This is a genomic window from Nitrospira moscoviensis, from assembly GCF_001273775.1.
In the GTDB taxonomy this organism is placed as follows: domain Bacteria; phylum Nitrospirota; class Nitrospiria; order Nitrospirales; family Nitrospiraceae; genus Nitrospira_D; species Nitrospira_D moscoviensis.
Genome location: NZ_CP011801.1, coordinates 1,942,860 through 1,967,029 on the forward strand (window position 1 = coordinate 1,942,860; position 24,170 = coordinate 1,967,029).

The following is a 24,170-nucleotide window of genomic DNA, read 5'->3' on the forward strand; positions in this document are numbered from 1 at the left end:
TGCTATTTGGTGGATGGACTGTCACGATCGGTCGGTTTCGTCTCTTTTTCGAGAATGAAGTTCTGCTCCAGCCACTGCATGTCGAGCCGCTTGGTCTTGAGGCGTTCGGCCACAAAGATGCTTTGCAGCTCGCGCAGCGATTGGGTGAGGTCGTCGTTGCGGACGATGTAATAGTATTCGCGGTAGCTCCAGACCTCTTCCTTGACTTTCTGCAGCCGGCGCAGGATTTCTTCCGGCGCATCCGACGCCCGGCTCTGCAATCGGGCGCGGAGGGTGTCCATGGACGGAGGCAGAATGAAAATGTAGACGCCGTCCTCGAATTTCTTCTTGACCTGCATCGCGCCCTGGACGTCGATTTCCAGCAGCACGTCGATGCCCTGCTCCATCTTGTCCATCAGGGCTTTGCGCGGCGTGCCGTACCAGTTGCCGTAGACGTGCGCGTATTCCATGAACTCGTTGCGCTCGATCATGCCTTGGAAGGTTTTCTCGTCGATGAAGAAATATTCCCGCCCGTGCTCTTCTCCCGGCCGAGGCTTTCGCGTGGTGTACGAGACGGAATGCCAGAGACCGGCCACCGAGGTGGTGAGTTGTTTGCACAACGTCGTTTTGCCGGTCCCGGAGGGGGCCGAAATGATGAAGAGGATGCCCCGCCGTTCGGGCCCATGATGCCCCTGATTCGGCGCGGACGGCAGGCTGCTTGTGGTGGCGGCGGTCGTCATTCGACGTTTTGAATCTGTTCGCGGATGCGCTCCAGTTCAGCCTTCATCTGGACGACGGACGCCGTGATGGTCGCGTCGTTGGCTTTGGAGCCGACGGTGTTCACTTCCCGGCCCATCTCCTGGACCAGGAAATCCAATGTTTTTCCGACCGATTCGCTGCTGTGGATCGTCTGCTCAAACTGTAGCATATGGGCGTCTAACCTGACCAATTCTTCTGTAATGTCGGACCGATCCGCGTAGACGGCCAACTCCTGATGCAGGCGGGGCAGATCCGGAATCGCCTCCCCCAGCAGTTTCTCGACCCGCGTCTTCATCCGGTCGAACGCCTCTCCGGCCACCGACGGAGCCCGGACGGCGACCGCCGCCTTCATGGTCCGTAACGTTTCCAGCCGCCCCAAAATATCGCGCGCCAGCAGGAGGCCTTCCTTCTTGCGCATGGCGGCCAAGTCCTGCACGGCCTGCAGGCCGTGCTTCTCCACCATCTTGGCAAGCTTCGGGTCATCGGCCGGTTGATCGGAGAGTCCGACAATGTCGCGAAACCCGGCCACCAGCCCTATGTCGATGGAGCCCCCGAGCTTGAGGGTACGCTGGAGGGAGCGGAGTGCCCGATGGTACTGTTTCGCCAACTCAGCGTCAAGCTGCAGGGACCGCTGGCCCCGGCCGCCCTGCAGCGAGACCGTCAGATCCACTCGGCCTCGCGCGCAGCGTTGCTGGATGGCCTTCTTGAACGTCTCTTCCAGGGCGCCCATCGATTTGGGCAGTCTGATGGAGGTTTCCAGAAAACGATGGTTCACCGACTTCACTTCGACGGTCACGGCGCCATCCGGGCTCTGCCGCCGTCCGAAGCCGGTCATGCTGGTGATCATCGCGGCAGTTTTCCTTTCCACGTGCATTCGTCATAGATGGGACAGACGCCGCAACGCGGCGTCCGGGCCACGCAGGTGTAGCGCCCATGGAGCAGCAGGCGCTGGGACACGCCGGTCCATTCCTCCCGAGGATAGATCCGCTGCAGATCCCGCTCGATCTCCACCGGATCACCGGACCCGGTCAGCGCCAGCCGGTTCGCGACGCGGATGACATGCGTATCGACGACCACGGCCGGCTGCCCGTACGCCCCGCCGAGTATGACGTTGGCCGTCTTCCGCCCGACGCCCGGGATGGTGGTCAATTCGTCCATGGTCCTTGGCACCTCGCCCTGGAACCGTTCCACGACCGCCTGGGCGCATCCGACCAGGTTCTTGGCTTTGCTCTTGTAGAAGCCGGTGGATTTGATCAACGTTTCCAATTCGGCGGGCTTGGCCTTCGCCATCTCGTGGGGACCGGGGTACCGGGTGAAGAGGGCCGGGGTCACCTGATTGACGCGTTGATCGGTGCATTGCGCGGACAGGATCGTGGCGACGAGCAGTTCCCAGGGCGAGCGGTGGTTCAGTTCTACCCGGGCCTCCGGCATGGCGCGGCGGAGGTTCTCGGCGATCCGCGCGGGGCGATCCGAGGCTGCGGCTGAGCGACGGCGCATCACGTTCTTCACAGCGGGCTGATTGTGCAGGGGTCAGCGGCGAGATGCAAGCGCGACCAGGTCGCGGTCTGGATGGAAATCCGGCCACGCCGGAGTCTCCGCCGTCAATGAGCGCACGTGCGCTTCCAACTGCGCCAGCAGCGGACGCAGCGTTGCCGGATTCAACGCCGAAATGCCGATGGCCCGGTAGCGGCGGCAGAGCGGCTCCACCTGGTGCGCCGGCAGCCGGTCACACTTGTTGAAGACCAGCAACCTCGGAATGGTATCCAGATGCAGTTCTTGGAGAATGTCGGTGACGGCGGTGATCTGTATGTCGATGTCCGCCGCGCTTGCGTCCACGACATGCAAGAGGAGATCGGCTTCGCGGAGCTCCTCCAGCGTCGTGCGAAATGCGCCGACCAGCTCTTTCGGCAAATCCCGAATGAAGCCGACGGTATCGGTCACGATCACTTCGCGGTCTTCCGGGCAGCGCAGCCGCCGGCTGGTGGTATCGAGTGTTTCGAAGACGCGGTTCTGCGCGGAGACCTGGCTCTTGGTCAGCACGTTGAGCAGCGTCGATTTGCCCGCGTTCGTATAGCCCACGAGTGAGATCACCGGCAAGCCGTGGCGGCCGCGCCGCGCCCGGCGCTGATCTTGATGCCGCGCGAAATGGGCCAATTCGCGCTCCAGATGCGTGATCCGATCGTGGATGCGCCGGCGGTCGGTTTCCAATTTCGTTTCGCCCGGCCCTCGGGTGCCGATGCCGCCGCCGAGACGGGACAGGTGCGTGCCTTTGCCCGACAACCGCGGCAACATGTACCGGAGCTGCGCCAGCTCCACCTGCACCTTGCCTTCTCGGCTGTGCGCGCGGCGGGCGAAGATGTCCAGAATCAGCTGGGTCCGGTCGATGACTTTGATGTCGGTCATCTCGGAGATCGCCCGAGACTGAGCCGGCGTGAGCGTCTGATCGAAGATGACCATGTCGGCGCCCTTGTGCAGCGTTTGGATCAGCACTTCCTTGAGCTTGCCGCTGCCGAGCAGATACCGCTGATGGCCGTCCGGCGTCCGTTGCGCCATCCGGTCGATGACCGTCACGTCCGCCGAGGTCGCGAGCTCGGCCAACTCCACCAGCCGATCTTCCTGCTCGGCCTTCCCCTGCGGCGAGGCGCTGACCAAGATGGCCGACTCCTTGCCGCCCCCGACGGTATGGTGTCCGCGCGCGGCTTGCAGGTCGGCCTCGAGCTCTTCAATGAATTCATCGAAGGCGATCGTACAGTGATGGAGCGGGACGGCCTTGAGGACCTTGAAGAGCTGGCCCGTCTCGCTGGGGGGGAGCAAATGGGCCAGATACAGGTTGCCGGGGTTGCCGTCCGAGGTCACGGAGAGGACGCCGATCAGGTCAAGGCGGAGATAGGCAAGATCCGTGAGGGCTTCCTGGCTCAGCGGTTGGTCGTGCAACTGGGTGCGAATCAGCCGGAGGCCGCGCAAGGACCTGACGCCGGCGCGGAACTTGGCCAACGTCGTGGGCGACAGCGTGAGGTCCGTCCCCACGATGATTTCCTGGACCAAGCCGCGCCGCGTGAGCAGTACGGCGAGCGGCCGGCGGATGTCAAGCGACAGCTGGCACAGCGTTCGCGCCAACTCGGGGGAAAGGATTTTATCCGGCGCAACCCGGCGCCGATACAGGCGCTCGATCGCCGCCAGTTCGCTCGCGCGGAGGCCGGTAATGTGGCCGCGTATCTCCGGAATAACGTCTCCTATGAAACCCGTGCGACGCGTCCGGCGGGCCGGACGCGCCCCTGTCCATTCGGCACGGTCGTCGGATGAATATCCAATGGCAGAAGCGGTTCGACGCCGCGCTGCACAAGCACCTGACGCCCCGCGGCGGCGATCATGGCTGCATTGTCCGTACAGTACGCCATCGGCGGCAGCGAGAGACGCACCTGTTCACGCTCCGCCCGTTCTTTCAACAACGCTCTGAGGCGGGAGTTGGCGGATACTCCTCCCACCACCGCGAGCGCGGACAGTCCGGTTTGAGACAGGGCGGCGAAGGCGTTGTCTACGAGCACCTGCACGATGGACTCCTGGTAGCTGGCGGCGAGGTCGGCGACCTGCACCGGCGTCGGCGGAGCCGGCATGTCACGGAGCTTATAGAGCAACGATGTTTTCAGACCGCTGAAGCTGAACTCCAAGTCGCTCTTGCGCAGCCGGAATCGAGGAAACGCAATGGCCTGCGGATCGCCCGAACGAGCGATCCGGTCGATCGCCGGCCCGCCGGGGAATTCCAGTCCAAGCATCTGCGCGCCCTTGTCGAAGGCCTCGCCCGCCGCGTCATCTCTGGTACAGCCCAACAGGGCGCTGCACCCGTCGGCCTCGCGCCGATACAGATGCGTATGGCCCCCGGAGACGACCAGCACCACGCAGGGCAAGGGAAACGTGGGATCCGCAAGCCAGGCCGAGGCGATGTGGCCTTCCAGATGGTTTACGCCGACCAGCGGAAGCTGCAAGCCGTAGCTGAGCGCCTTCGCATAGTTCACGCCGACCAACAAGGCGCCGGCCAACCCCGGGCCCTGCGTTACGGCCACAGCGCCCAGATCACGTTTGGACACCTGCGCCTGCTGCAGGGCTTCCGCCACGACCGTATCGATCGTCGTGATATGGGCCCGGGCCGCCAATTCCGGCACGACGCCGCCGAATTTGCCGTGCACCGCATGCTGGCTGCTGACGACATTGGCCAGGACGCGGCCCTCGCGGTCCAGCACGGCCCCCGCGGTCTCGTCACAGGAGGACTCGATCCCGAGGACAGGACTCGGTGTCCAGGGTGACGAAGCGGCAGAGCTAGGCATTCACGACCCTCGACGTGAAGCGGGGGAGGAGAAGAAGACGACACGACCCCTGCGGCGGACCGCCGCAGGGGTCGTGCATCGGTGTGGACTGGGGCAACGTCGCGCTCTTCACAAGCCGTGTACTAGACTCCCGCCATCGCCTCCTGTTCGATAAAAGCCGGCGCGCCGTCCCGCAGCACGACCTTAACCTTCCGACTCTCTTTGAAGCGGCCCCGGATCAGCTCGTCCGACAACGGATCGCCGATCGCGCGCTGGATCGTCCGGCGCATCGGCCGCGCGCCGTACAGCGGCTCGTAGCCCTCTTTGATGAGCCACTGCTTCACTTCGTCGTCGACCTCGATCTCGATCCCCTTTTCCAACAGGCGGAGGTTCAGCTCGCGGATGAGGATATCCAGGATGCTGTAGAGCTGTTCCTTCTCTAATTGGTGGAAGATCACGATCTCGTCGATGCGGTTCAGGAATTCAGGGCTGAACGACTTCCGCAACTCGCCCAACACCTCTTCCTTCTTCCGGCGCGCCGCCTCCCCTTCCGTGCTCTGGAAGCCGAGCGAGACGCCTTTCTGAATCATCTTGGTCCCGATGTTGGACGTCATGATGACGACCGTGTTCTTGAAGTCCACTTTCCGGCCGAGGCTGTCGGTCAACACGCCGTCGTCCAGCACTTGGAGTAACACGTTGAACACGTCCGGGTGCGCCTTTTCGATTTCGTCGAACAGGACGACCGAATAGGGACGCCGCCGAACTTTTTCCGTCAACTGGCCGCCTTCTTCATAGCCCACATAGCCCGGAGGAGCTCCGAAGAGCCTCGAGCTGGTGAACTTCTCCTGATACTCGGACATGTCGACCCGGATCAGGGCGTCTTCGCTGTTGAAGAGGAATTCCGCCAACGTGCGGGCCAATTCCGTCTTGCCGACGCCGGTGGGGCCCAGGAATATAAAGGACCCGATCGGTTTTCTGGTCTCTTTCAACCCCGCGCGCGACCGGCGGATCGCCCGGCAGACTGCCGAGATGGCCTCGTTCTGGCCGATGACGCGCTTGTGGAGGAACTCCTCCATACGGAGCAGCTTGTTGGACTCTTCCTCTTCGAGCTTGAACAGCGGAATGCCGGTCATCTTGGAGACGACGTAGGCCACGTCTTCTTTGCCGATCACCGGCTTGTTCTTCTCCTGGTTCTTTTTCCATTCCCGCTTGGATTCGTCGAGCAGCTTCCGCAGCCGTTCTTCTTCTTCCCGATGGCGCACGGCTTCTTCGAAGTTCTGCATCGAGATGGACAGCTCCTTCTCGCGCGACACCTTCTTCAGCTCCTGCTCCATGGCCTTCAACTCGGAGGGCAGCGCATAGGTCTGCAGCTTGGCGCGCGAGCCGGTCTCGTCGATCAAGTCGATCGCCTTGTCCGGTAGGAACCGATCGGTGATATAGCGGTCGGACAGCTTCACGGCTTCGACGATCGCCTCTTCGGTGATTTCGACGCCATGGTGCTCTTCATAGCGGTCCCGCAGACCCTGGATGATCTGCACGGTCTCATCGATGTTCGGTGGCTGCACATGGATGGGTTGGAAGCGTCGCTTCAGCGCCCCGTCCTTTTCGATGTGCTTGCGGTATTCATCCAAGGTGGTGGCGCCGATGCACTGGATCTCGCCGCGCGAGAGGGCGGGCTTCAACATGTTGGACGCGTCGATCGATCCTTCCGCCGCGCCGGCGCCCACGAGCGTATGCAACTCGTCGATGAAGATGATGATGTTGCCCGCTTGGACGATCTCCTTCATCACGACTTTCAGCCGTTCTTCGAATTGTCCCCGGTACTTCGTGCCGGCGACGAGCGAACCGAGATCCAACGCGATGACTCGCCTCGAGAGCAGATTGTCGGGCACTTCCGATTGGACGATCCGCTGCGCCAACCCTTCGACGATCGCCGTCTTGCCCACTCCGGATTCGCCGATCAGCACGGGATTGTTCTTCGTTCTGCGGCTGAGGATCTGGAGAACCCGTTCGATTTCGTCGGCGCGGCCGATGACGGGATCGAGCTGACCTTCCTGCGCCAGCTGGGTCAGATCGCGGCCGAATTCATCGAGGGCCGGCGTGTTGCTCTTGCGATCGCGCTCGCGCGGAGCGGACTTTCTCAGGAATGTCACGGTCAACTGGCGGGCGGTCAAAAGATTCGCGCCGAGGCTCCGAAGAATCTTGCCGCCGATGCCCTCCTCTTCCCGCAGCAGGCCGAGGAGGAGGTGCTCGCTGCCGATATGGTTATGGCCGAGAAGGCGCGCTTCCTCGACGCCATACTCGATGACTTTCTTCACCCGGGGGCTGAACGGGATTTCTCCGAACGTCATCGTCGTGCCGCCGCCGGGCAGGTTGCGCTCGATCTCCAGTCTGATCTGTTCCGTCGAAAGCCCCATTTTTTTGAGGATCATGAGGGCGATGCCGTCGGACTCACGGAGGATGGCCAAGACGAGGTGTTCCGTCCCCAGATAGTCGTTCTGGTGCCGTTCAGCCTCCTCGCGCGCGAGGATGATGATCTTTCGACCCTTGTCCGTGAATCGTTCGAACATCCTGCCTCCTTCTGGATTGGCTGCTGTGATGGATGCGTTCGAGCAAAACCCGCTGAAAAACTTGGCCTAATTCTAACTAGAGCATTTGCGAGTGTCAAGGTTGCGCCGAAAAGACACGGCGCCGAATCGCCTGCCCGGCGGCGGACATTTTCTCCTTACGCACTCGCCAGGATGGCGCCCCGCTTCGTTGACAGAAAAAGAACGGTCCCTATACAATCCCGCACCTTTTGACCGGCGTTGATCGCGATGAAAAGCAAGAGCATCGGCATTCTTACCAAGCCGAAATTCCCCGAAGTCAAAACGACGCTGCACGCGGTCGTCTCCTGGCTGCGGGAGCGCCGCATCGACGTGATTCTTGATCACACGTCGGCGACGCTGCTCGGCGAGCCGGGCGGGCTGCAGAAAACGCAGTTGGCCGGCAAGGCGGACGTGCTGCTGGTGCTGGGCGGAGACGGGACGATGCTCAACGCGGCGCGATTGGCCGGCGAACGCGGCATTCCGATTCTCGGCGTCAACATGGGCGGGCTCGGCTTTTTGACGGAAGTCCGACTGGAGCATCTCTATCCGTCGCTCGACCGGGTCTTCGCGAACGAGTTCGTGCTCGATGAACGGCTGATGCTCAGGACGCACGTGCACCGGCACGGCGAAACCGTCGCGCACGGCGTGGTGCTGAACGACGTCGTCATCAGCAAGGGCACGTTGGCGCGCATGATCGAACTGAAGATCGCCATCCAGGGACGGTTCGTGACGAACCTGCGCGGCGACGGCCTCATCGTCAGCACGCCGACCGGCTCGACGGCCTACTCGCTCTCGGCCGGCGGGCCGATCGTCAATCCGGCGGTGCAGGCGTTGATGCTCACGCCGATCTGCCCGCACACGCTGACCCATCGGCCGTTGATTGTGCCGGGCAATGTCGAGATCGAAGTCACGCTGACCAGCCGGGATGACGGAGCCATGGCGACGCTCGACGGTCAGGTGGGGATCGCCATGAGCCAGGGCGACACGACGGTCATTTCCGCGTCCGAGCATCGGACGCGACTGATCCGCTTTCCCGAGAGCGACTATTATGATGTGCTCCGCGAAAAACTGAAGTGGGGCGACGGGTGACGCGAAGGGGATTGGCCCGTCAGACTTTCTGCCGCTCGATCAACGCGATCATCTCCTGATTCGTCACGTACTTGAACTCGCCGATGGCGTCCGTCGTTCCCTTGTGCACCTTTTCCGCTTCCTCCAAAATGCGGAGCTCTTTGACGGTGACCGGCCGGCTTTTCTTCTGTTTGAGCGTGGCGAGAAGCTTATCGAGCACCACCTTCGGTTCCGCACCGGCCGGCTTGCCGGCCAGATAGCGGCTCACGACTTCGGCGCACCAATCGCCGTCGCGCTTTGCTACGCCGACCAGCCCTTCGCTGGCTTTCCTCGCCCACCCGGCGAGAAAGACGCCCTCGACGACTCTGCCGGTCGCTTCATCATAGGCTTGAAAGAGCGCGTCGTCGGGGTCGTTGCCGGTCTTGTTGGGGTTGGTGACGAAGACGCCGCCTTTGTAGGGCAGCCCGACCGTTTCATCGACCTTGTCGCCGACGGCGAAGACCACGCTGTCACAGGGAAACTCATAGTACTGTCTGAGCCCGACGGCGGCGGTATCCTCCCCTTTGGTCTCCAACTTGTTGTCTTCCATCTCGAGCGCGCGCACCCGGTTATTGCCGTCGACGAGGATTCTCTTGGGCGAAGCCAGGAAGCGGAAGCCCATCTTCGTCTCGCTTACCTTAGGCTCGCACTTGGTGAATTCGTCGACCAGCCCCTTGTAGATCTCATCCGGGTTCTGGCCGACCGCAATCAGGCGATCTTTGATCCGGGCAAACTCGGCCTTGATGCCGTCCAGATCCATATTGGCGCAGACCGCCCGGATCTCTTTCGGGTTGTATTTCCGTTCGGCCGGTCCGCGCCGTACGATGGCGGTCACCCGGTCGACCTTCTTATACCGCGTCAACCAGTGCGCGATATCGACCATGACGTCGCCCGCACCGATCACGGCGACGTGTTTCCCCATGTCGAAGGGGCGGTCGCCGAAGCCCGGTAGGCGGCAATAGTGATAGACCACGTCTTTCGCGTGGAAGACGCCCTTGGCGCTGTCCCCTTCCACGCCGATGGCTTTGGTGCCCTGCGCGCCGATCGCGAACACGACGGCGCTAGCGCCGAGTTCCCGGACTTCGTCAACGGTGAGATCCTTGCCGTTCCCGATCGAGACATTCCCAAAGTAATGGACGTTCGGCCGTTCGAGCAACTCCCAGTATTGCTTCTTCAACCCGCCGCGCAGCTTCAGCTTGCTCGGAAAGATCCCGTATTCCGCCAACCCGCCGAACTTGATGTCCCGATTCAGGATGATCACTTCGTGGCCTGCTTCCGCCAATGATCCCGCCGCGGCCAGACCGGCCGGTCCGGCACCAGCCACAATAATGACATGGGGTTTCTGTGCGCTCATTCGTTTTCCCTGGGAGAAGTGAGTAGAGGGTGTCTAGAACCTCAACAATGGCGCGGACTTTAGCATAGCCGCCGAGAGACTGTCAAAAAGAACCGTCGGCCCGCGAGACGCCTTCCCTATCCCCCCGCGCTGCCGACCGGACCGCCCGGTTCGGTCATGCGCCAGGGATCGAGCAGTTCGGCGAGGCGCTTTTCGGGCAGCACCTTTTGCTCGCGCGCCACCTGGCGCACGGTCTTGCCGGACTTGTACGCCTCTTTCGCCAGCTTGGCCGCGGCCTCATAGCCGATTTCCGGCGCAAGCGCCGTGCACATCGCGAGGCTCTCTTCGATCAGGCTCTTGCAGCGCTCTTCGTTGGCTTTGATCCCTTCGATGCACTTGGCGGCGAAGTTGTTGGAGGCCGCGGCCAGTAACTCGATCGATTGCAGCAGATTGTACGCCATGACCGGCAGCATGACGATCAGCTCGAAGTTCGCGGCCTGCCCGCCGACCGTCACGGTGACGTCGTTGCCGATGACCTGCGCGCACACCATCGTGACCGATTCGGCGATGACGGGATTCACTTTGCCGGGCATGATGGACGAGCCCGGCTGTGTCTCGGGCAGATTGATCTCGCCCAGGCCGCACCGCGGCCCGGACCCGAGCCAGCGGATGTCGTTGGCGATCTTGGTGAGGCTCACGGCCAGGGTCCGCAACTCGCCGCTCGCTTCGACCAGCGAGTCCTGCGCGGATTGCGCTTCGAAATGGTTCGCCGCCTCTTTGAACGGACAGCCGGTCTCCTTGGAGATGATCGCCATCACTTTGCGCGCGAACTGCGGGTGACAATTGAGACCGGTCCCCACGGCGGTGCCGCCCAGCGCCACCTCGCTCAGCGCTTCCTGCGCGCGCCTCATGCGTGCGATGCCCAATTCGATCTGGCGCGCGTAGCCGCCGAACTCCTGGCCGAGCCGGACCGGCGTGGCGTCCTGCAAATGGGTGCGGCCGATCTTGACGATCTTGTCGAACTCGCGGGCCTTCTTCGCGAGCGCCTTCTGTAGACGGGTCAATGACGGGATCAGCTGTCGCTGAATCGTTTCGGACGCGGCGATGTGAATGGCGGTCGGAATGACGTCGTTGCTGGATTGGCCCAGGTTGACATGATCGTTCGGATGCACGAGCTTGCTGCCCCGCGCGCCGCCCAGCAGCTCGGTGGCGCGGTTGGAGATGACTTCGTTCGTGTTCATGTTGGTGGAGGTGCCGGAGCCGGTTTGAAAGATATCGACCGGAAACTCTCCGTCGAGCGTCCCCTCCACGACTTCGGTCGCCGCCTGTTTGATCGCATCGGCCTGGCGTTTCTCCAAGAGGCCGAGCGACTGATTCACCGACGCGGCGGCGCGTTTGATCAATCCCATGGCGCGGATCACGGAGCGCGGCATGCGCAATGGGCTGATCGGAAAATTTTCGATGGCCCGGGCGGTTTGGACGCCGTAATAGGCTTCGGCCGGGACGGCCAACTCGCCCATCGTGTCGCGTTCGATGCGCGTCGCTCCGCCCGGCTTGCCGGCGGGCGAGGGCCTGACCACTGAACCGTTCTTCATGCGTGCCGCTCCATCGTAAGGGTTACCGTAAAGTTCGTGCGGATGCGGGCGGCATGATAAACGTTCATGCGCCGCGGACACAAGGGCAGGGTTCGGCGCGGGAGACGGCCGGCCTCGGGAGCGGCGCGAAAAAAAGAAAGGCCCGCTCCGCGCGGGCCTTTCGTAGGGGACTGCAGGTGTCGCTGAAGCGGCGTTTACGCGACCTTCACTTCGATCGCTTTCGGCTTCACCTTCTCGCTCTTCGGCAGATGCAGGTTCAGCACGCCGTCCTTGTATTCGGCCTTGACGCCGCCTTCCTCCACCGACTCTGGCAGGGTGAAGCTCCGCACGAAGCTGCCGTAGGACCGCTCCACCCGGTGGAACTTCTTGCCCTTTTCCTCCTTTTCCTGCCGGCGCTCGCCCTGCAGCGTCAGTACGCCGTTTTCCACCGTCACCTTCACGTCTTCCTTCTTCACTTCCGGAAGCTCCGCCTTGATCAGATACTCCCCGTCGGTTTCGCTGATGTCGACGGTCGGTATCCAATCGGCGACCGTGAGATTTTCTTTCCCATTGGTCCGCAACGCGGGCCGGGAGAACACACGATTCAATCGATCGGACATTTCTTCGAGCTCACGAAACGGATCCCACCGTACGAGTGTCATACACACCTCCTCCTTCCCCGATGATGCGTATCGTTGATTATTGTCCGGAGGCGCTGCGCCAGTCCTGCCGTCTGGAGGGCAGATAAATCGCAGTCCGACCGAGTCAAGGGGGATTGCCGGCTCAGCGCTCCGAGAGCGGGACATACGGCCGGTTGTGCTCGCCGGCGTAAATCTGGTCCGGCCGGAACAGCTTGTTCTCCCGCAACTGTTCGAGCCAGTGGGCGAGCCATCCCGAGACGCGCGCCATGGCGAACAGCGGCGTGAAGAGATCCGTGCTGATGCCCATCTTGTCGTAAATGATGCCGGAGTAAAAATCGACATTCGGATAGATCGGCTTGCCTTTGAGGAGGTCGGCCGCCGCCCGCTCCACTTCCAGCGCCACGTCGTACAAGGGCGAGCTGCCGCATTCCTTGAACAGCCGCTGACAGAGCCCTTGCAACACGGTGGCCCGGGGGTCTTTCACTTTGTAGACCCGGTGGCCGAAGCCCATCAGTTTCCGCTTGCTCCCGAGCGCCTGCTCGACGTAGCCGCGTGCCTTGTCCGCCGTGCCGATCTCCTTCAACATCACGACGACCTCTTCGTTGGCGCCTCCGTGCAACGGACCCTTCAGCGCCCCGATGGACGAGGCGACGACGGTATAGGGGTCGGCCAGCGTGGAGGCCGTCACCAAACCCGTGAAGGTCGAGGCGTTCATCGTATGCTCGGCATGCAGAATGAGACAGTCATCGAAAATCTCCGCCCACAGCGGCAGCGGCGCCGATTCGGTCAGCATGTAAAAGAAATTTTCGCTGAATCCCAACTCGTCGCGCGGCGGAATCGGGTCGTCGCCGTGGCGCAGACGCGCCCAGGCGGCCACGATGGTGGGCAGTTTGGCGACCAGCCGGACGGCGGACCAATAGTTATTGTCGATGTCTTTGACGTTGCGCCCGGGATAAAACATGCCGAGCGCCGCCACCGCGGCCTGCAGGGCATCCATTGGATGGCCCTGCTCGGGCAGACACTTGAGCAGATCGATGATCCGGAACTTGATGCGGCGGTGATGCGTCACGTCGTCGGTCCACCGAACAAACTCGCTCCGGCTCGGGAGGCGGCCGAACAACAATAAATAAGCCGTTTCCAGATAGGACGACTGGGCGCACAAGTCTTCGACGCGGATGCCACGATATTCCAGCACCCCGTGTTGGCCGTCCACGTCGCTGATCGACGACGTCGCGGCCGGCACCCCCGCGAGCCCCGGCATAAAGTCATGTGGCATGGCGCACCTCGTCTCCGCTGATGGACCGATCGTCCGCTGGCGTCTACCCTATCATGAACCGGTCGTCATGGGGCATCCTTGAAAACGATGCGGGCGGATTGGCATACTGCCGGGCAAGTGGAGGAATCCCGTGCTGCGAGTCCTGCTCGTGCTGGGTCTGTTGGTGTTGGTGCCCGCCGTCCTGGTCTTTTGGCGCACCCGTGATCGCGCCGGCATCCACGCTTCTCCTTCGAACATCGTCGGCACGAGCACGCTGAGCCACGGGAGCCCGCCGCCCCGGCCGGCACGCCATCCGGGTGAAGCGCCTTCCGGCTCGCCTCCAGCGGATGGCAGGTGAAGGATGAAAGGTGCTGCCGGCCTCGCCCTCTGGGTCCTTGCCGCGGGGTGCCTTGTCGTTGCGCCCGCCACGGCCGAGGAGGACGTCATAGCCTTTGCCGTCGTCAGCGAGATGCCCAAGGACAAGAGCCGCGTGCCGGCCAAGTTGGCAATCGATGGCACCGTGATGGATCTCAAGCTGCTGGCCTCCGAGCAGATCCTTGCGAACCCGATCTGGAAAAAACTGGAGATCTGCCACGCGATGAAGCTGGAAGGCCAAAAATCTCCGGAAGGATTTCGGGTCAGCTCGGTGCGAGTGATCGACGGCGCGATGTTGCCGATGGTGCTGCAGGGCTTTGCCGGAGACTGTCTGTTGAAGAAAGCGCTGGAAGTGGCGCCGCTGGTGGACTAGCGACAATCGGGACAACGGGTCGGTTCCTGATCCGCGTCGCTCTCCTCCCGGGTGAGCGAAAACAGGACGTCGCACCCGCCGCATCGCCGGATCTCGAAGTAGGGAACGCCCTGCTCGTCGATCTCCGTAGGCAGGAGTAACTCCATCGGATCGTAGCCGACGATGGCGCCGTCGGAGAACTTCACCAGGGCGATGCGATCGTTGAAGACCTCGAAGGTCGCTTCCTGGCCTTTGCGTTCGAGCAAATGGCCGAGCACGAAGACCGGCTGGCCTTTCCGCTTGGTCTTGAGATCTTTGAGGGTATGCTGCGCGGCGGAGGCGCAAGAGAACTGACCGGATGAGCTGGTTCCGACAAGAGGCATAAGACACCGGATGCCGCTGATGGGTGTGATCTAACACAGCCCGAAAAAATCCGTCAAGACGAGCGATTGACCAAGGAGCGCGCGATGGCCGACATCACGATCTATCAGAAGCCCACCTGTACCACGTGCCGGCAGGCGGTGCAGCTGCTCAAGGAGAGCGGCAAACCGTTCACGGCGATCAATTACTACGAACGGGCGTTCACCAAGGGACAGCTGAAGAGCCTTTTGAAGAAGGCCGGTCTCTCCCCCCGGGACGTGCTCAGGACCAAAGAAGAAATGTATAAGGAGCTGGGGTTGGCGAAGAAGGATCTGTCGGACGACGCGCTGCTCGATCTGATGGTCAAGCATCCGGACTTGATCCAGCGCCCCATCGTCGAGAAAGGCGACACCGCGATCCTCGCCAGGCCGGCGGACGCGGTGAAGAAGCTTTTATAGAGGTCTCACGCGTCGAACTCACTGTAGGCCACGATCCGGCCGGTCTCGGCCCGCGCCGGCTTGGCGATCTCTCCCGCGACAGTGCCGCGCCGGACCACGTTCCCGCCCGCTCCCTTGGCTTCATAGAGCGCGCGGTACGCGGCTTTGATCACCAGGCTGAGCGACGACTTGCCTGTTCCCGCCTCGGCGACGCCGATGCTCGCGGTGAGGGGCAGGGTTTCCGTGCCCGATCGCGAGCCTTCCCAGACCCGCTCGCCCCGCACATACCCTTCAAACTGGTCCACCGCTTTGCGGATCGCCTCCAGCGTGACGAGGGTGTCTGTCGCCGTCTTGCGGGGAAAGAGGATGGTGATCTCTTCGCCGGCCAATCGATAGACCTGGCCCTGCCCCGCCGCCGCTTGGATCTTGGGCGCCACCAGACGCAGCAATTGCTCGCTGACCGGCTTGCCATGTTGGTTGCCGTACTGTTTCAGTTGATCCAGGCCGACGATCGCCACCGTGTATTTGGCGCCGAGGCCCGCGAGAGCCTCTTCATAGGCCTGTTTGCCGAGCAGCCCGGTGAGCTCGTCGCGATACGCCCGCTCATGCGAGGCCTGCACCAACGTCAGGAACAGGATGAGCCCGGCCGCCGAAAAAAAGTTCGTCGGCGTCCATCCATACTGAAGTCCGTGCAACGCCGTGAATGAAGCCGTCAACGCCCAGAGCGCGCCGGCGTCAAGCGGATTGCGCTCGCAGGCGAACCGGACCCCGATCATCGCCAGGGCGCCGAGGAACGCGAGCAGCGCCGGCTGCGTCACCTGGGACCACGCGGTCAGGGAAGCGGGCAGGAGCGGCTGGCGCAGCGCGCGCGCGAGGTCCGCCTGATCCGGCAAGGACAGCCACAGCACCAGAAACGGCTGGGCCAGAATCGGCGCCAACCGGACGATGCCGCGCCAGGTCGAAAGGGCTTCGTCCCTGACGAGCGAGAGCGCCAGAAGGTTCAAGGGCAGCAGAAAGGCCGTCGCCGCAAAGACCGTCGGTCCCATGGATGCGGGATCAGGGTCGATCGGAGGAAACAGCAGCAGGCCGCGATCGGCCAAGGCGAGGACGAGGAGCGACAGGATCAATCGACTGCTGGAGACATACCACCCGAACAGGACGCCGAATCCGAGCACGATAGGGGGCAGGGCACTGATCGGCGTCTGGGCCCATGGCGGCGACCCATGTGGGCGGAGAAATCCTAGGGCGGCGCAGAAGACCAATCCGCCGGGGATGAACAGCGCAGAAACCGTCTTCAGCATGAAAACCCGGCCCCCTCAAGGGTCTACAAGGCACGCGCGGCGGGAAGGAGCGAGAACCGTACCAGCGGGACCGGCTGTCATGAGCAGAATCCGCTAGGAAACTTGGCGGTTGAATGAGAACTTAGGGGAACCGGCGGGGCGCCCCTATCGGCAGCCTGAAGTCGAGAGCGGCCGGATTGTCCGGTTTTGAACGAACGGAGAGAGATGCCCGCTACGTCGAGCGGTCGGCGCAGATGAGCGTTCCGGAAGCGGGATCGATACGGACGGACAATTTTCCTTCGAGCAAACGCAACAACGTGTCGCCCAAGAGTTCCCGGCGCCAGCCCTTGAGCAAGGGCAGATCGAGTTGGGTGCGATCTTTCGCATCGACCAGCGCTTGGAGGTCGGCGGTCGTGGCGAGCAATGCGGGAGCGATCTCCTCCTCCAGCGCGCGGGCTTTCATCACGGCTTGCAGGAACTCCACCAAACCGGCGGACTCGGGCTCGGGTTTGCGCTCTTTCGGCACCTCGGGCCAAGCCGACGGCGGCAGGGCCAATGCCGCCTGGATGGTGCCAAGGATCGCCTCCCCGTTCCGATCGACCTCCGATCCATGCAGACCGCGCACGACGCGCAACTCGTGAAGATGGCGCGGCGGATGGCGGGCCAGTTGCAGTAACACCTCGTCGCGCATCACGCGGCCGCGCGGTACGTTGCGGCGCTTCGCCTCCCCTTCCCGCCACGCCGCCAACTCGCGGAGCACGGCGGCCGATTTCGGTTTCAGCGTATCCCAGCCGCGGACCCGCTGGTACCGTTCCTGCGGCTCACGTCTCGTGTCGGCCACTGCGCCTTCCAGACGCGAAAATTCTTCATGAACCCATTCCAGCCGTCCCAGTCTGGACAGGCGTCCGTGCAGGTGGTCATGGATCGCCAGGAGAAAGGTCACGTCCTCCAGCGCATAGGCCAGCTGATCGGGGGAGAGGGGCCGGGCGCTCCAATTCGTAAAGGTATGGGCCTTGGCCAGCTTGGTGCCGTGGACCCGCTGCACCAGGTTGGAATAGGCCACCTGCGCGCCGAAGCCGACCATGGCGGCGGCGATCTGCGTATCGAAAAACGGTTTGGGAATTTCTCCGGCATGGACGGCGAAGAGATCCAAATCCTGCCGGCCGGCATGCACCACCTTCTGGATGGCCGGATTGCGGATGATGTCCCAGAGCATATCGAGTGGACCCTCGGCCTGCACCGCCGGAAAATCAATCACCGCCGCGGTCGTCTCCGTCGCAACCTGAATCAATTCGAGCTTCGGCACAAAACTGTCTTCGCCGACGAACTCGGTATCCAGAGCCAGCCGCCGGCTGCCCTTGAGGTGGCCGCACAGCTCGTGGAGAGCCTCCCGGCTCGTAATGTAGTGAGGGTGTCGGGACATGCTTACTCGGTATTCACTCGGCCGGGCTGTAGGGGCGATCGGGAGGCCGCATCGGCTCGGTGTTGGAGAGACTCAGATATTCTTTCAGAAACTGGTAGGCCTCCAACATGCGGCGCAGTTCCGGCTCGGAGCTGCGATCGCCGTTGTTCGCATCCGGATGCAATTGCTTGGCCTTGTGCCGAAACGCCGCCGTGACGTCGGACAGGGAGCTGCCGAATTCCACTCCCATGATCGCGTAGGCGTCCACGGCGTTGTTGACTCCCCCGGAGGGATTGGAGAGGTCGCCGCCCCCGCCGGCCGCTTTCAGCATGTCGGCCAAGCTGATGCGTTTCCGGCGCCGCCTCGGCCGTTCCCGGATTTCGCTGTCGAACTCGTCCCACCGGTCCTCGACGAACTCCAGCCTCGATTCGAGCCGCATGGCGCCGGAGAGGTCCCGGACGATGCCCAGCTCCTCTTCGATTTCAATCAGCGACCGGATCACTTCCTCTAGCCCCTGTTCCACGCGGAAGAAGCTGTCCACGCGCGCTTCCATCATCGTATCGACGGCCAGCTCCAAGCTGTCCTCGGTTTTCATGCGCAACGACTCGATGCGCCTTCTCATCCCCCCCTGGAACTTGATGAACTTACTGGTGGAAAAGGGCATGGGCCGTCCGAGCTCCGCGCAAGGCGGCATTCTAGCATAGGCGGTTTGTCCGGTTCATTGGGTTTGTCCGGTTGCCTGAAAGGCACCAGAGAAACCGGACAAACGAAAACCGAGAACCAGGCTGGGCCCTCACTCAATGAATGATGGGCCCAGCTTGGCGCGCCGGCGGGCGACGCCGGTATCCCGCGCCGCCGCCGCCACGGCCCGCGCCACCCGCGGGACGACTTCTTTGTCGAAGAGGCTGGGAATAATGTAATCCTCGCTCAAGGCGCCGTCCGGAATCGCATGGGCGATGGCCTGGGCCGCCGCCAGCTTCATGGCTTCGTTGATCTCGCGGACCTGGACGTCCAAGGCTCCGCGGAAGATGCCGGGAAAGGCCAGCGCATTATTGATTTGATTCGGATAATCCGACCGCCCCGTGGCGAAGATGCGGCAGTGCGTCATGGCGATCTCGGGCGGCACTTCCGGGTCGGGATTCGCCATGGCGAAGACGATGCGATCGGCGGCCATGAGCTCGAGATCCTCCGCCGTGAGCAGATGGCCGACCGATAAACCGATGAAGACGTCCGCGCCTTTCAGCGCGTCGCGCAGCGTGCCGGCCGGCTTCCCGCGTGTGAGACAGGGCTCGAGATCGCCGCGGCAGGCCCGCATCCGCTCGGCCTCACCCGAAAGAATGATGCCCTCCTTGTCGCAGCCGACGAGATGCGACACGCCGGCCGCGAGCAACATCCGGCAACAGGCCGTGCCCGCCGCCCCCAGTCCATTGACCACGACGCGGACATGGTCGAGCTGCTTCCCTGTGACTCTCAGGGCATTCGTCAGCGCAGCCAGAATGACGACCGCGGTGCCGTGTTGGTCGTCGTGCATGACGGGCAGGTCGAGCGAGGCTTTGAGCCGCCGTTCGATCTCAAAACAGCGCGGGGCGCCGATGTCTTCCAGATTGATCGCGCCGAACCCCGGCGCAATCGCCTGCACCACGCGGACGATCTCGTCCGGCTCTTGCGTGGCGAGACAAATCGGCCAGGCATCGATCCCCGCCAGCTCCTTGAACAACATCACCTTGCCTTCCATCACCGGCAGCGCAGCTTCAGGACCGAGGTTCCCGAGCCCCAGCACGGCCGATCCATCGGTCACGACCGCGACGCTGTTGCTCTTGCTGGTGAAGGCATAGACTTTTGACCGGTCTTTGGCGATGGCCTGAGACACCCGGCCCACCCCGGGCGTATAGACCATGGAGAGCAGATTGCGCGTGTTCACCGGGAATTTCCCCTGGACGCTGATCTTGCCGCCAAGATGGAGCAGAAAGATCCGGTCGGACGCCGACAGGACCGCCACGTCGGGCAAGTCGTTCAGCCGGGCCAGGACACGTTCGCCGTGCGCCTCGTCCTGCACGTCGAACGTCACGTCCCGCACCATGCGCGTTTTCGTCGCCGAGACGATGTCCACGGCGCCCAGGTTGGCCCGCTCCTCCGCCAGGACCGCTGCCACGCGGGCGAACATGCCCGGCTTATTGGCCAATTCCAGCCGGACGGTGAGGCGATAGTTCGAATAGGGAATTTCGAGCATGGTGCTATTGTAGCGCCGAACGGACCGCTGCACTATAGAAAGGCCCTCCTCTCCCCGCCGCCGCGACATTTCCAAAGTGGGTGGATAGCGAGCCGAAGGTCTGTTGACTTTGGCCGGCAGTTTGGCTTACGCTCCGCCCACTTTGCCTGGAGTGGAACGGGCACTATTTCATAACCAACAGGGGGGGCAGCATGAAGAGTCTGTTGATGGCGGTGATGGCGGTGGCAGTGGCGATCACGTTCAGCGCACCTTCTTTCGCCGGTGAGGAGAAGAAGAAGGAAGAGAAGAAGGGCGGCCACGTCGTCGTCTACGGCGAAGAGAAGAAGAAGGAAGAAAAGAAGGGCGGTCACGCGGACGAGACCTTCGCCGACAAGAAGGAAGAAAAGAAGAAAGACGCCGGCAAGTAGCCCGTCGTTACAACTTCTCAAGGTTCGAAAGGCCTATGATCTTCACGATCATAGGCCTTTTTTCTTGTCCGCCTCCGTTGACCCCCGTCCGACGCCGATGCTAGCGTGATTCTATGTCTTCCTCCGCGGGCGCTCGACCGAACCGGCTGATCAACGAAACCAGCCCCTACCTGCTGCAGCATGCCTACAACCCGGTCGACTGGTACCCCTGGGATCCGGAGGCGTTGACGGCCGCCAAGGCGGCGAACAAGCCCATTCTCCTTTCCATCGGCTATTCCTCCTGCCACTGGTGCCATGTAATGGAGCGCGAGTCCTTCGAAAACGAGGCGATCGCCGCCCTCATGAACCGCCATTTCATCTGCATCAAAGTGGATCGCGAAGAGCGGCCCGATCTGGATGAAATCTATATGGCGGCCACCGTGGCGATGAACGGCCAGGGAGGCTGGCCGATGACGGTGTTCCTCACCCCCGACCAGGAGCCCTTCTATGCCGGCACCTATTTTCCGCCGGAAGACCGCTGGGGCCGGCCCGGCTTCGGCACGCTGTTGCAGAAAATCGCCGACTATTGGGAGCAGGACAAGGCGGGCGTCACGGCGCAGGGAAAGGAGATGGCCAAGCGTTTGAAGGGCGAAGGCCGCATCCCCTCTCCTGTGTCGGTCAGCGAGTCGGCGCTCGACGACGCCGTCGCGCAATTCAAGGAGGAGTTCGACCCGAAGCACGGTGGGTTCGGGTCCGCGCCGAAGTTTCCTCCCGCCACCGGCCTCTCGTTGCTGCTGCGGTGCCATCGCCGAACGGGTGATGCGGAGACGCTGAAGATGGTCACGAAGACGCTCGATATGATGGCCGCCGGCGGGATCTACGATCATATCGGTGGCGGCTTCGCGCGCTATTCCACCGATGAGCGCTGGCTCGTTCCACATTTCGAAAAGATGCTGTACGACAACGCCCTGCTGGCGCGCGTCTACGTCGAAGCCTATCAGGTCACGAAGAAGCCGCTCTATCGCCGCGTGGCGACCGAGGTGCTCGATTACATCCTGAGGGAAATGACCGGGCCGAACGGCGGCTTTTATTCCGCGACGGACGCGGACTCGGAAGGCGTGGAAGGCAAATTCTTCGTGTGGTCGCCGGCCGAGGTTCGGGCGGCCGTACCGAACGAGGAAGACGCGCGGCGCTTCTGCGCGCTCTATGACATCACCGAGTCGGGCAATTGGGAGCACACCAACATTCCGAATCGGCTGCGGCCGATCGAAGAAGTGGTCACACAGCTCAACGTCACGACCGACGAGGTGCTGGACACGGCCGCGCGGGTGAAGCCCCTGCTCTACGAGGCGCGACGACGGCGCGTGCCGCCCGGCCTCGACGACAAGATCATCACCGCGTGGAACGGCATGATGCTCTCCGCCATGGCGGAAGCGGCGCGGGTCTTCGGCGAGAACCGATATCGCGACGCCGCGCGACAGACCGCAGACTTTCTGCTCAAGACCCATGTGAAGTCGGACGGCCGGCTGCTTCGCACGTCGCGCGCCGGGCGCGCGCACCTCGACGCCTACCTCGAAGACTATGCCTACCTCGCCGATGGTTTGGTGGATCTCTACGAGGCGGGCGCCGGCGAATCCTATCTGCAGGCCGCCGCCCGGCTGGCCGACTATCTGATGACCGATTTTCACGACGCCGAGCAGGGCGGATTTTTCACGACCGCCAAGAACCACGAGTCGCTGATTCTCCGGGCGCGCGAAGGGGCCGACGGGGCGACGCCGAGCGCCAACGCGGTGGCGGCCTCCGCGCTGGCCAAGCTTTCGTTCCACTTCGATCGGCAGGAGTGGCGCGACGCCGCGGCCGGCGCGATTCGCGCCTATGGCCGGCAGATCACCCGCTATCCCAGAGCCTTCGCCAAGAGCCTGGCGGTCGTGGACTTCCTCACGGAAGGACCGGTGGAACTGGCCTTCATCGGCGACGAGGGCCGGGAAGGGCTCATCGCATTGCAACGGGCCGTGGCGGACCGCTATCTGCCCAATCGGATCGTCGCAACCGGTCGTCCGACAAGTCCCTCCGAGCTTCCGCTTCTGAAAGGAAGAGGATTGGTCGGGGGCCGGCCGGCCCTGTACATCTGCCGCAACTTTACCTGCCGTCAGCCCATCACTGATCCGCAACTGGTCGATCAAGCTTTGAGCGCCGCGATGCCGGAAGCGAACCGGCGCAACACCACGATGCTGAGCGGCGCCGAGTTGCCGGGCCGGGCGACGAAGCAAGGCACAGCGGAATATGCGGCGCGCATCATCGGACGAACGGCGGATCGGGACCTCGCCCGCGGCTATACCGAGCTCGGCGGGACGGGCCTCACCGTGAGCCGCCTGGGATTCGGCACCTATCGGGTGGATACCGGGGATCAGGCGCATCGCGATGCCTTGAAGAAGGCCTTGCGGGAAGGCTGTAACCTCATCGATACCTCGACCAATTATATGGACGGCGACAGTGAGCGCTTGGTCGGCTCCGTGCTGCGCGAATTGACCAGCGCCGGAGAGCTGCGGCGCGACGAGGTCGTGGTGGTCTCCAAGATCGGCTACGTGCAGGGGCAGAATCTGAAAGCAGCCGAAGCCAGGGAAAAAGCCGGCCGCCCCTACCCCGAGATGGTCAAGTACGGCGACGGTGTATGGCACTGCATCCATCCGGATTTTCTTGCCGACCAACTGCGCTTCTCGTTGGATCGCCTCGGGCTTGCCACGTTGGACGTCTGCCTCCTTCACAATCCGGAATATTTCTTCTCGGAGGCCGCCCACCGCGGCGACCAGGATCTTCCGAAACTGAGAACCGCGTTTTATGACCGGCTGGCCCGTGCCTTCACCTACCTGGAGTCGCAGGTCGCCGCCGGGCGGCTTCAATATTATGGCGTGTCGTCCAACACCGTGACCGCTCCGTCAGATAGTGCCGAAGCCACGTCGTTGGGCCGGATGTTGAAAGCGGCCATTGCGGCAGCGGCGGCAGTTGGGTCCGCGACCCATCATTTTGTCGTCCTGCAATGTCCCATGAATCTGTTCGAGTCCGGCGCGGTCTTTATCCCCAACACCGGTCCGGAGAATCGACAGACCGTCTTGGAGTCAGCCCAGCAAGCCGGCGTCGCCGTGCTCGTCAACCGGCCGCTGAACGCGATGCCTGCTCCACGCAGCGGCATGCTCCGTCTGGCGGATCTGCCGCTGGAAAACGAGGCCGTCGATCTCGGGAAGCAACTGGAGACCGTGCGGGCGCTCGAACAGGAGTATCGCGCGACCGTTGCGCCGGCGATTCAGCACGGAGGGCACGGGATGGCGCCGGCTGAGTTTTTCAATTGGGCGCAGGAACTGGAACGGGTCCGACCTCAGATTCAGGGACTGGAACATTGGGAGCAGATCGAGCACCACATGATCGCGCCGCAGGTCAATCAGGTCCTTCGGGCGCTCTCGGGCTACCTGGCCGGAGGCGTGGCGGAGCAATGGGAGGCCTGGCGCGATCGGTATATCCCGGCGCTGCTCACGCTTTTGAGCGGGTTCAGGCGGGAGGCGACGGAACGCAGCCGCGCGCGCGCGCGAATGATTACGGCTGTCATCGATCCCCTCCTGCCGGCGCAGCGCCGCGGCGAATCGCTCTCGCGCAAGGCCCTGTGGATTCTTGCCGGCACGCCGGGTGTGACCTCCGTCCTGAACGGCATGCGGACGCCCGCTTATGTCGACGATTCGCTGGCGGTTCTCCGATGGGCGTCACCTCCGGATGTCCGGGCGGTCTACGAGCAGGTCAAGGGTCTCGCCTTTCCATAAAA

At 63.0% G+C, this 24,170-nt stretch carries 21 protein-coding genes; 6 read left to right on the forward strand and 15 right to left on the reverse strand.

Translation table 11 applies throughout. The features are described from left to right. Positions 1-2: 2 nt before the first annotated feature. The 6 genes from gmk to NITMOv2_RS09620 form a co-directional block, all read right to left on the reverse strand. Entirely contained in the window at positions 3-719 is a 717-nt protein-coding gene (gene gmk, locus NITMOv2_RS09595; RefSeq protein ID WP_083447899.1) for a guanylate kinase, read from the reverse strand. Beyond that, positions 716-1,585 carry a YicC/YloC family endoribonuclease gene (locus NITMOv2_RS09600; RefSeq protein WP_053379657.1) on the reverse strand — a complete coding sequence of 290 codons (870 nt, stop codon included), beginning with the start codon at positions 1,583-1,585 and terminating at the stop codon, positions 716-718. The genes gmk and NITMOv2_RS09600 overlap by 4 nt, the downstream gene beginning before the upstream one ends. Further along, the gene (gene nth / locus NITMOv2_RS09605) at positions 1,582-2,235 is read right to left on the reverse strand and encodes an endonuclease III (RefSeq protein WP_053382044.1); all 654 of its coding nucleotides are present in this window, start codon (positions 2,233-2,235) and stop codon (positions 1,582-1,584) included. The genes NITMOv2_RS09600 and nth overlap by 4 nt, the downstream gene beginning before the upstream one ends. A 33-nt stretch (positions 2,236-2,268) precedes the next feature. Next, positions 2,269-3,855: a GTPase HflX gene (gene hflX / locus NITMOv2_RS09610; protein ID WP_202967345.1), complete on the reverse strand. Its 1,587-nt coding sequence runs from the start codon at positions 3,853-3,855 to the stop codon at positions 2,269-2,271. 116 nt (positions 3,856-3,971) lie between these two features. After that, complete coding sequence (gene tsaD / locus NITMOv2_RS09615) at positions 3,972-5,060, reverse strand: tRNA (adenosine(37)-N6)-threonylcarbamoyltransferase complex transferase subunit TsaD (RefSeq protein WP_053379659.1); 1,089 nt, start codon at positions 5,058-5,060, stop codon at positions 3,972-3,974. A gap of 122 nt (positions 5,061-5,182) precedes the next feature. Next, positions 5,183-7,609, reverse strand: a complete 2,427-nt coding sequence (locus tag NITMOv2_RS09620; protein WP_053379660.1) for an ATP-dependent Clp protease ATP-binding subunit — start codon at positions 7,607-7,609, stop codon at positions 5,183-5,185. Between the two features lie 246 nt (positions 7,610-7,855). Between NITMOv2_RS09620 and NITMOv2_RS09625 the strand changes: the two genes are divergently transcribed. Then, the gene (locus tag NITMOv2_RS09625; protein WP_053379661.1) at positions 7,856-8,716 is read left to right on the forward strand and encodes an NAD(+)/NADH kinase; all 861 of its coding nucleotides are present in this window, start codon (positions 7,856-7,858) and stop codon (positions 8,714-8,716) included. 19 nt (positions 8,717-8,735) lie between these two features. Here the strand turns inward: NITMOv2_RS09625 and NITMOv2_RS09630 are convergent, their stop codons facing one another. The 4 genes from NITMOv2_RS09630 to NITMOv2_RS09645 all read right to left on the reverse strand — a co-directional run bounded on the left by NITMOv2_RS09630 (position 8,736) and on the right by NITMOv2_RS09645 (position 13,558). Further along, positions 8,736-10,088 carry an FAD-dependent oxidoreductase gene (locus NITMOv2_RS09630; RefSeq protein ID WP_053379662.1) on the reverse strand — a complete coding sequence of 451 codons (1,353 nt, stop codon included), beginning with the start codon at positions 10,086-10,088 and terminating at the stop codon, positions 8,736-8,738. Positions 10,089-10,204: 116 nt separating this feature from the next. Beyond that, a complete protein-coding gene (locus NITMOv2_RS09635; protein WP_053379663.1) occupies positions 10,205-11,662 on the reverse strand; it encodes a class II fumarate hydratase in 1,458 nt (485 codons plus the stop codon). Positions 11,663-11,856: 194 nt separating this feature from the next. Continuing rightward, the gene (locus NITMOv2_RS09640) at positions 11,857-12,303 is read right to left on the reverse strand and encodes an Hsp20/alpha crystallin family protein (protein WP_053379664.1); all 447 of its coding nucleotides are present in this window, start codon (positions 12,301-12,303) and stop codon (positions 11,857-11,859) included. A 121-nt stretch (positions 12,304-12,424) separates the two neighbouring features. Then, complete coding sequence (locus NITMOv2_RS09645) at positions 12,425-13,558, reverse strand: citrate synthase (RefSeq protein WP_053379665.1); 1,134 nt, start codon at positions 13,556-13,558, stop codon at positions 12,425-12,427. A gap of 130 nt (positions 13,559-13,688) precedes the next feature. Between NITMOv2_RS09645 and NITMOv2_RS23435 the strand changes: the two genes are divergently transcribed. Together NITMOv2_RS23435 and NITMOv2_RS09650 are read left to right on the forward strand one after the other, a co-directional pair. Next, entirely contained in the window at positions 13,689-13,895 is a 207-nt protein-coding gene (locus NITMOv2_RS23435) for a hypothetical protein (protein WP_145976258.1), read from the forward strand. Between the two features lie 3 nt (positions 13,896-13,898). Next, positions 13,899-14,285: a hypothetical protein gene (locus tag NITMOv2_RS09650; protein WP_053379666.1), complete on the forward strand. Its 387-nt coding sequence runs from the start codon at positions 13,899-13,901 to the stop codon at positions 14,283-14,285. Here the strand turns inward: NITMOv2_RS09650 and NITMOv2_RS09655 are convergent. Further along, a complete protein-coding gene (locus NITMOv2_RS09655) occupies positions 14,282-14,647 on the reverse strand; it encodes a hypothetical protein (RefSeq protein WP_053379667.1) in 366 nt (121 codons plus the stop codon). The two genes, NITMOv2_RS09650 and NITMOv2_RS09655, sit on opposite strands and share 4 nt — an antisense overlap. Before the next feature lie 84 nt (positions 14,648-14,731). Between NITMOv2_RS09655 and arsC the strand changes: the two genes are divergently transcribed. Beyond that, complete coding sequence (arsC, locus tag NITMOv2_RS09660) at positions 14,732-15,082, forward strand: arsenate reductase (glutaredoxin) (protein ID WP_053379668.1); 351 nt, start codon at positions 14,732-14,734, stop codon at positions 15,080-15,082. 5 nt (positions 15,083-15,087) lie between these two features. On the opposite strand, the gene NITMOv2_RS09665 is transcribed toward arsC, so the two are convergent. From NITMOv2_RS09665 to NITMOv2_RS09680, 4 genes are all read right to left on the reverse strand, one after another. Continuing rightward, positions 15,088-16,362, reverse strand: coding sequence for a sensor domain-containing diguanylate cyclase (locus NITMOv2_RS09665; protein ID WP_053379669.1), 1,275 nt, complete (start codon positions 16,360-16,362; stop codon positions 15,088-15,090). Between the two features lie 211 nt (positions 16,363-16,573). After that, complete coding sequence (rnd, locus tag NITMOv2_RS09670; protein ID WP_053379670.1) at positions 16,574-17,764, reverse strand: ribonuclease D; 1,191 nt, start codon at positions 17,762-17,764, stop codon at positions 16,574-16,576. Between the two features lie 13 nt (positions 17,765-17,777). Continuing rightward, positions 17,778-18,338 carry a J domain-containing protein gene (locus NITMOv2_RS09675; protein WP_238590502.1) on the reverse strand — a complete coding sequence of 187 codons (561 nt, stop codon included), beginning with the start codon at positions 18,336-18,338 and terminating at the stop codon, positions 17,778-17,780. A gap of 198 nt (positions 18,339-18,536) precedes the next feature. Next, the gene (locus tag NITMOv2_RS09680; RefSeq protein WP_053382045.1) at positions 18,537-19,973 is read right to left on the reverse strand and encodes an NAD-dependent malic enzyme; all 1,437 of its coding nucleotides are present in this window, start codon (positions 19,971-19,973) and stop codon (positions 18,537-18,539) included. Positions 19,974-20,164: 191 nt separating this feature from the next. Here NITMOv2_RS09680 and NITMOv2_RS09685 point away from each other — a divergent pair, with 191 nt between their 5' ends. Together NITMOv2_RS09685 and NITMOv2_RS09690 are read left to right on the forward strand one after the other, a co-directional pair. Continuing rightward, entirely contained in the window at positions 20,165-20,380 is a 216-nt protein-coding gene (locus NITMOv2_RS09685) for a hypothetical protein (protein WP_053379672.1), read from the forward strand. 113 nt (positions 20,381-20,493) lie between these two features. Next, positions 20,494-24,168, forward strand: a complete 3,675-nt coding sequence (locus NITMOv2_RS09690; RefSeq protein ID WP_053379673.1) for an aldo/keto reductase — start codon at positions 20,494-20,496, stop codon at positions 24,166-24,168. The last annotated feature ends 2 nt before the right edge of the window (positions 24,169-24,170 follow it).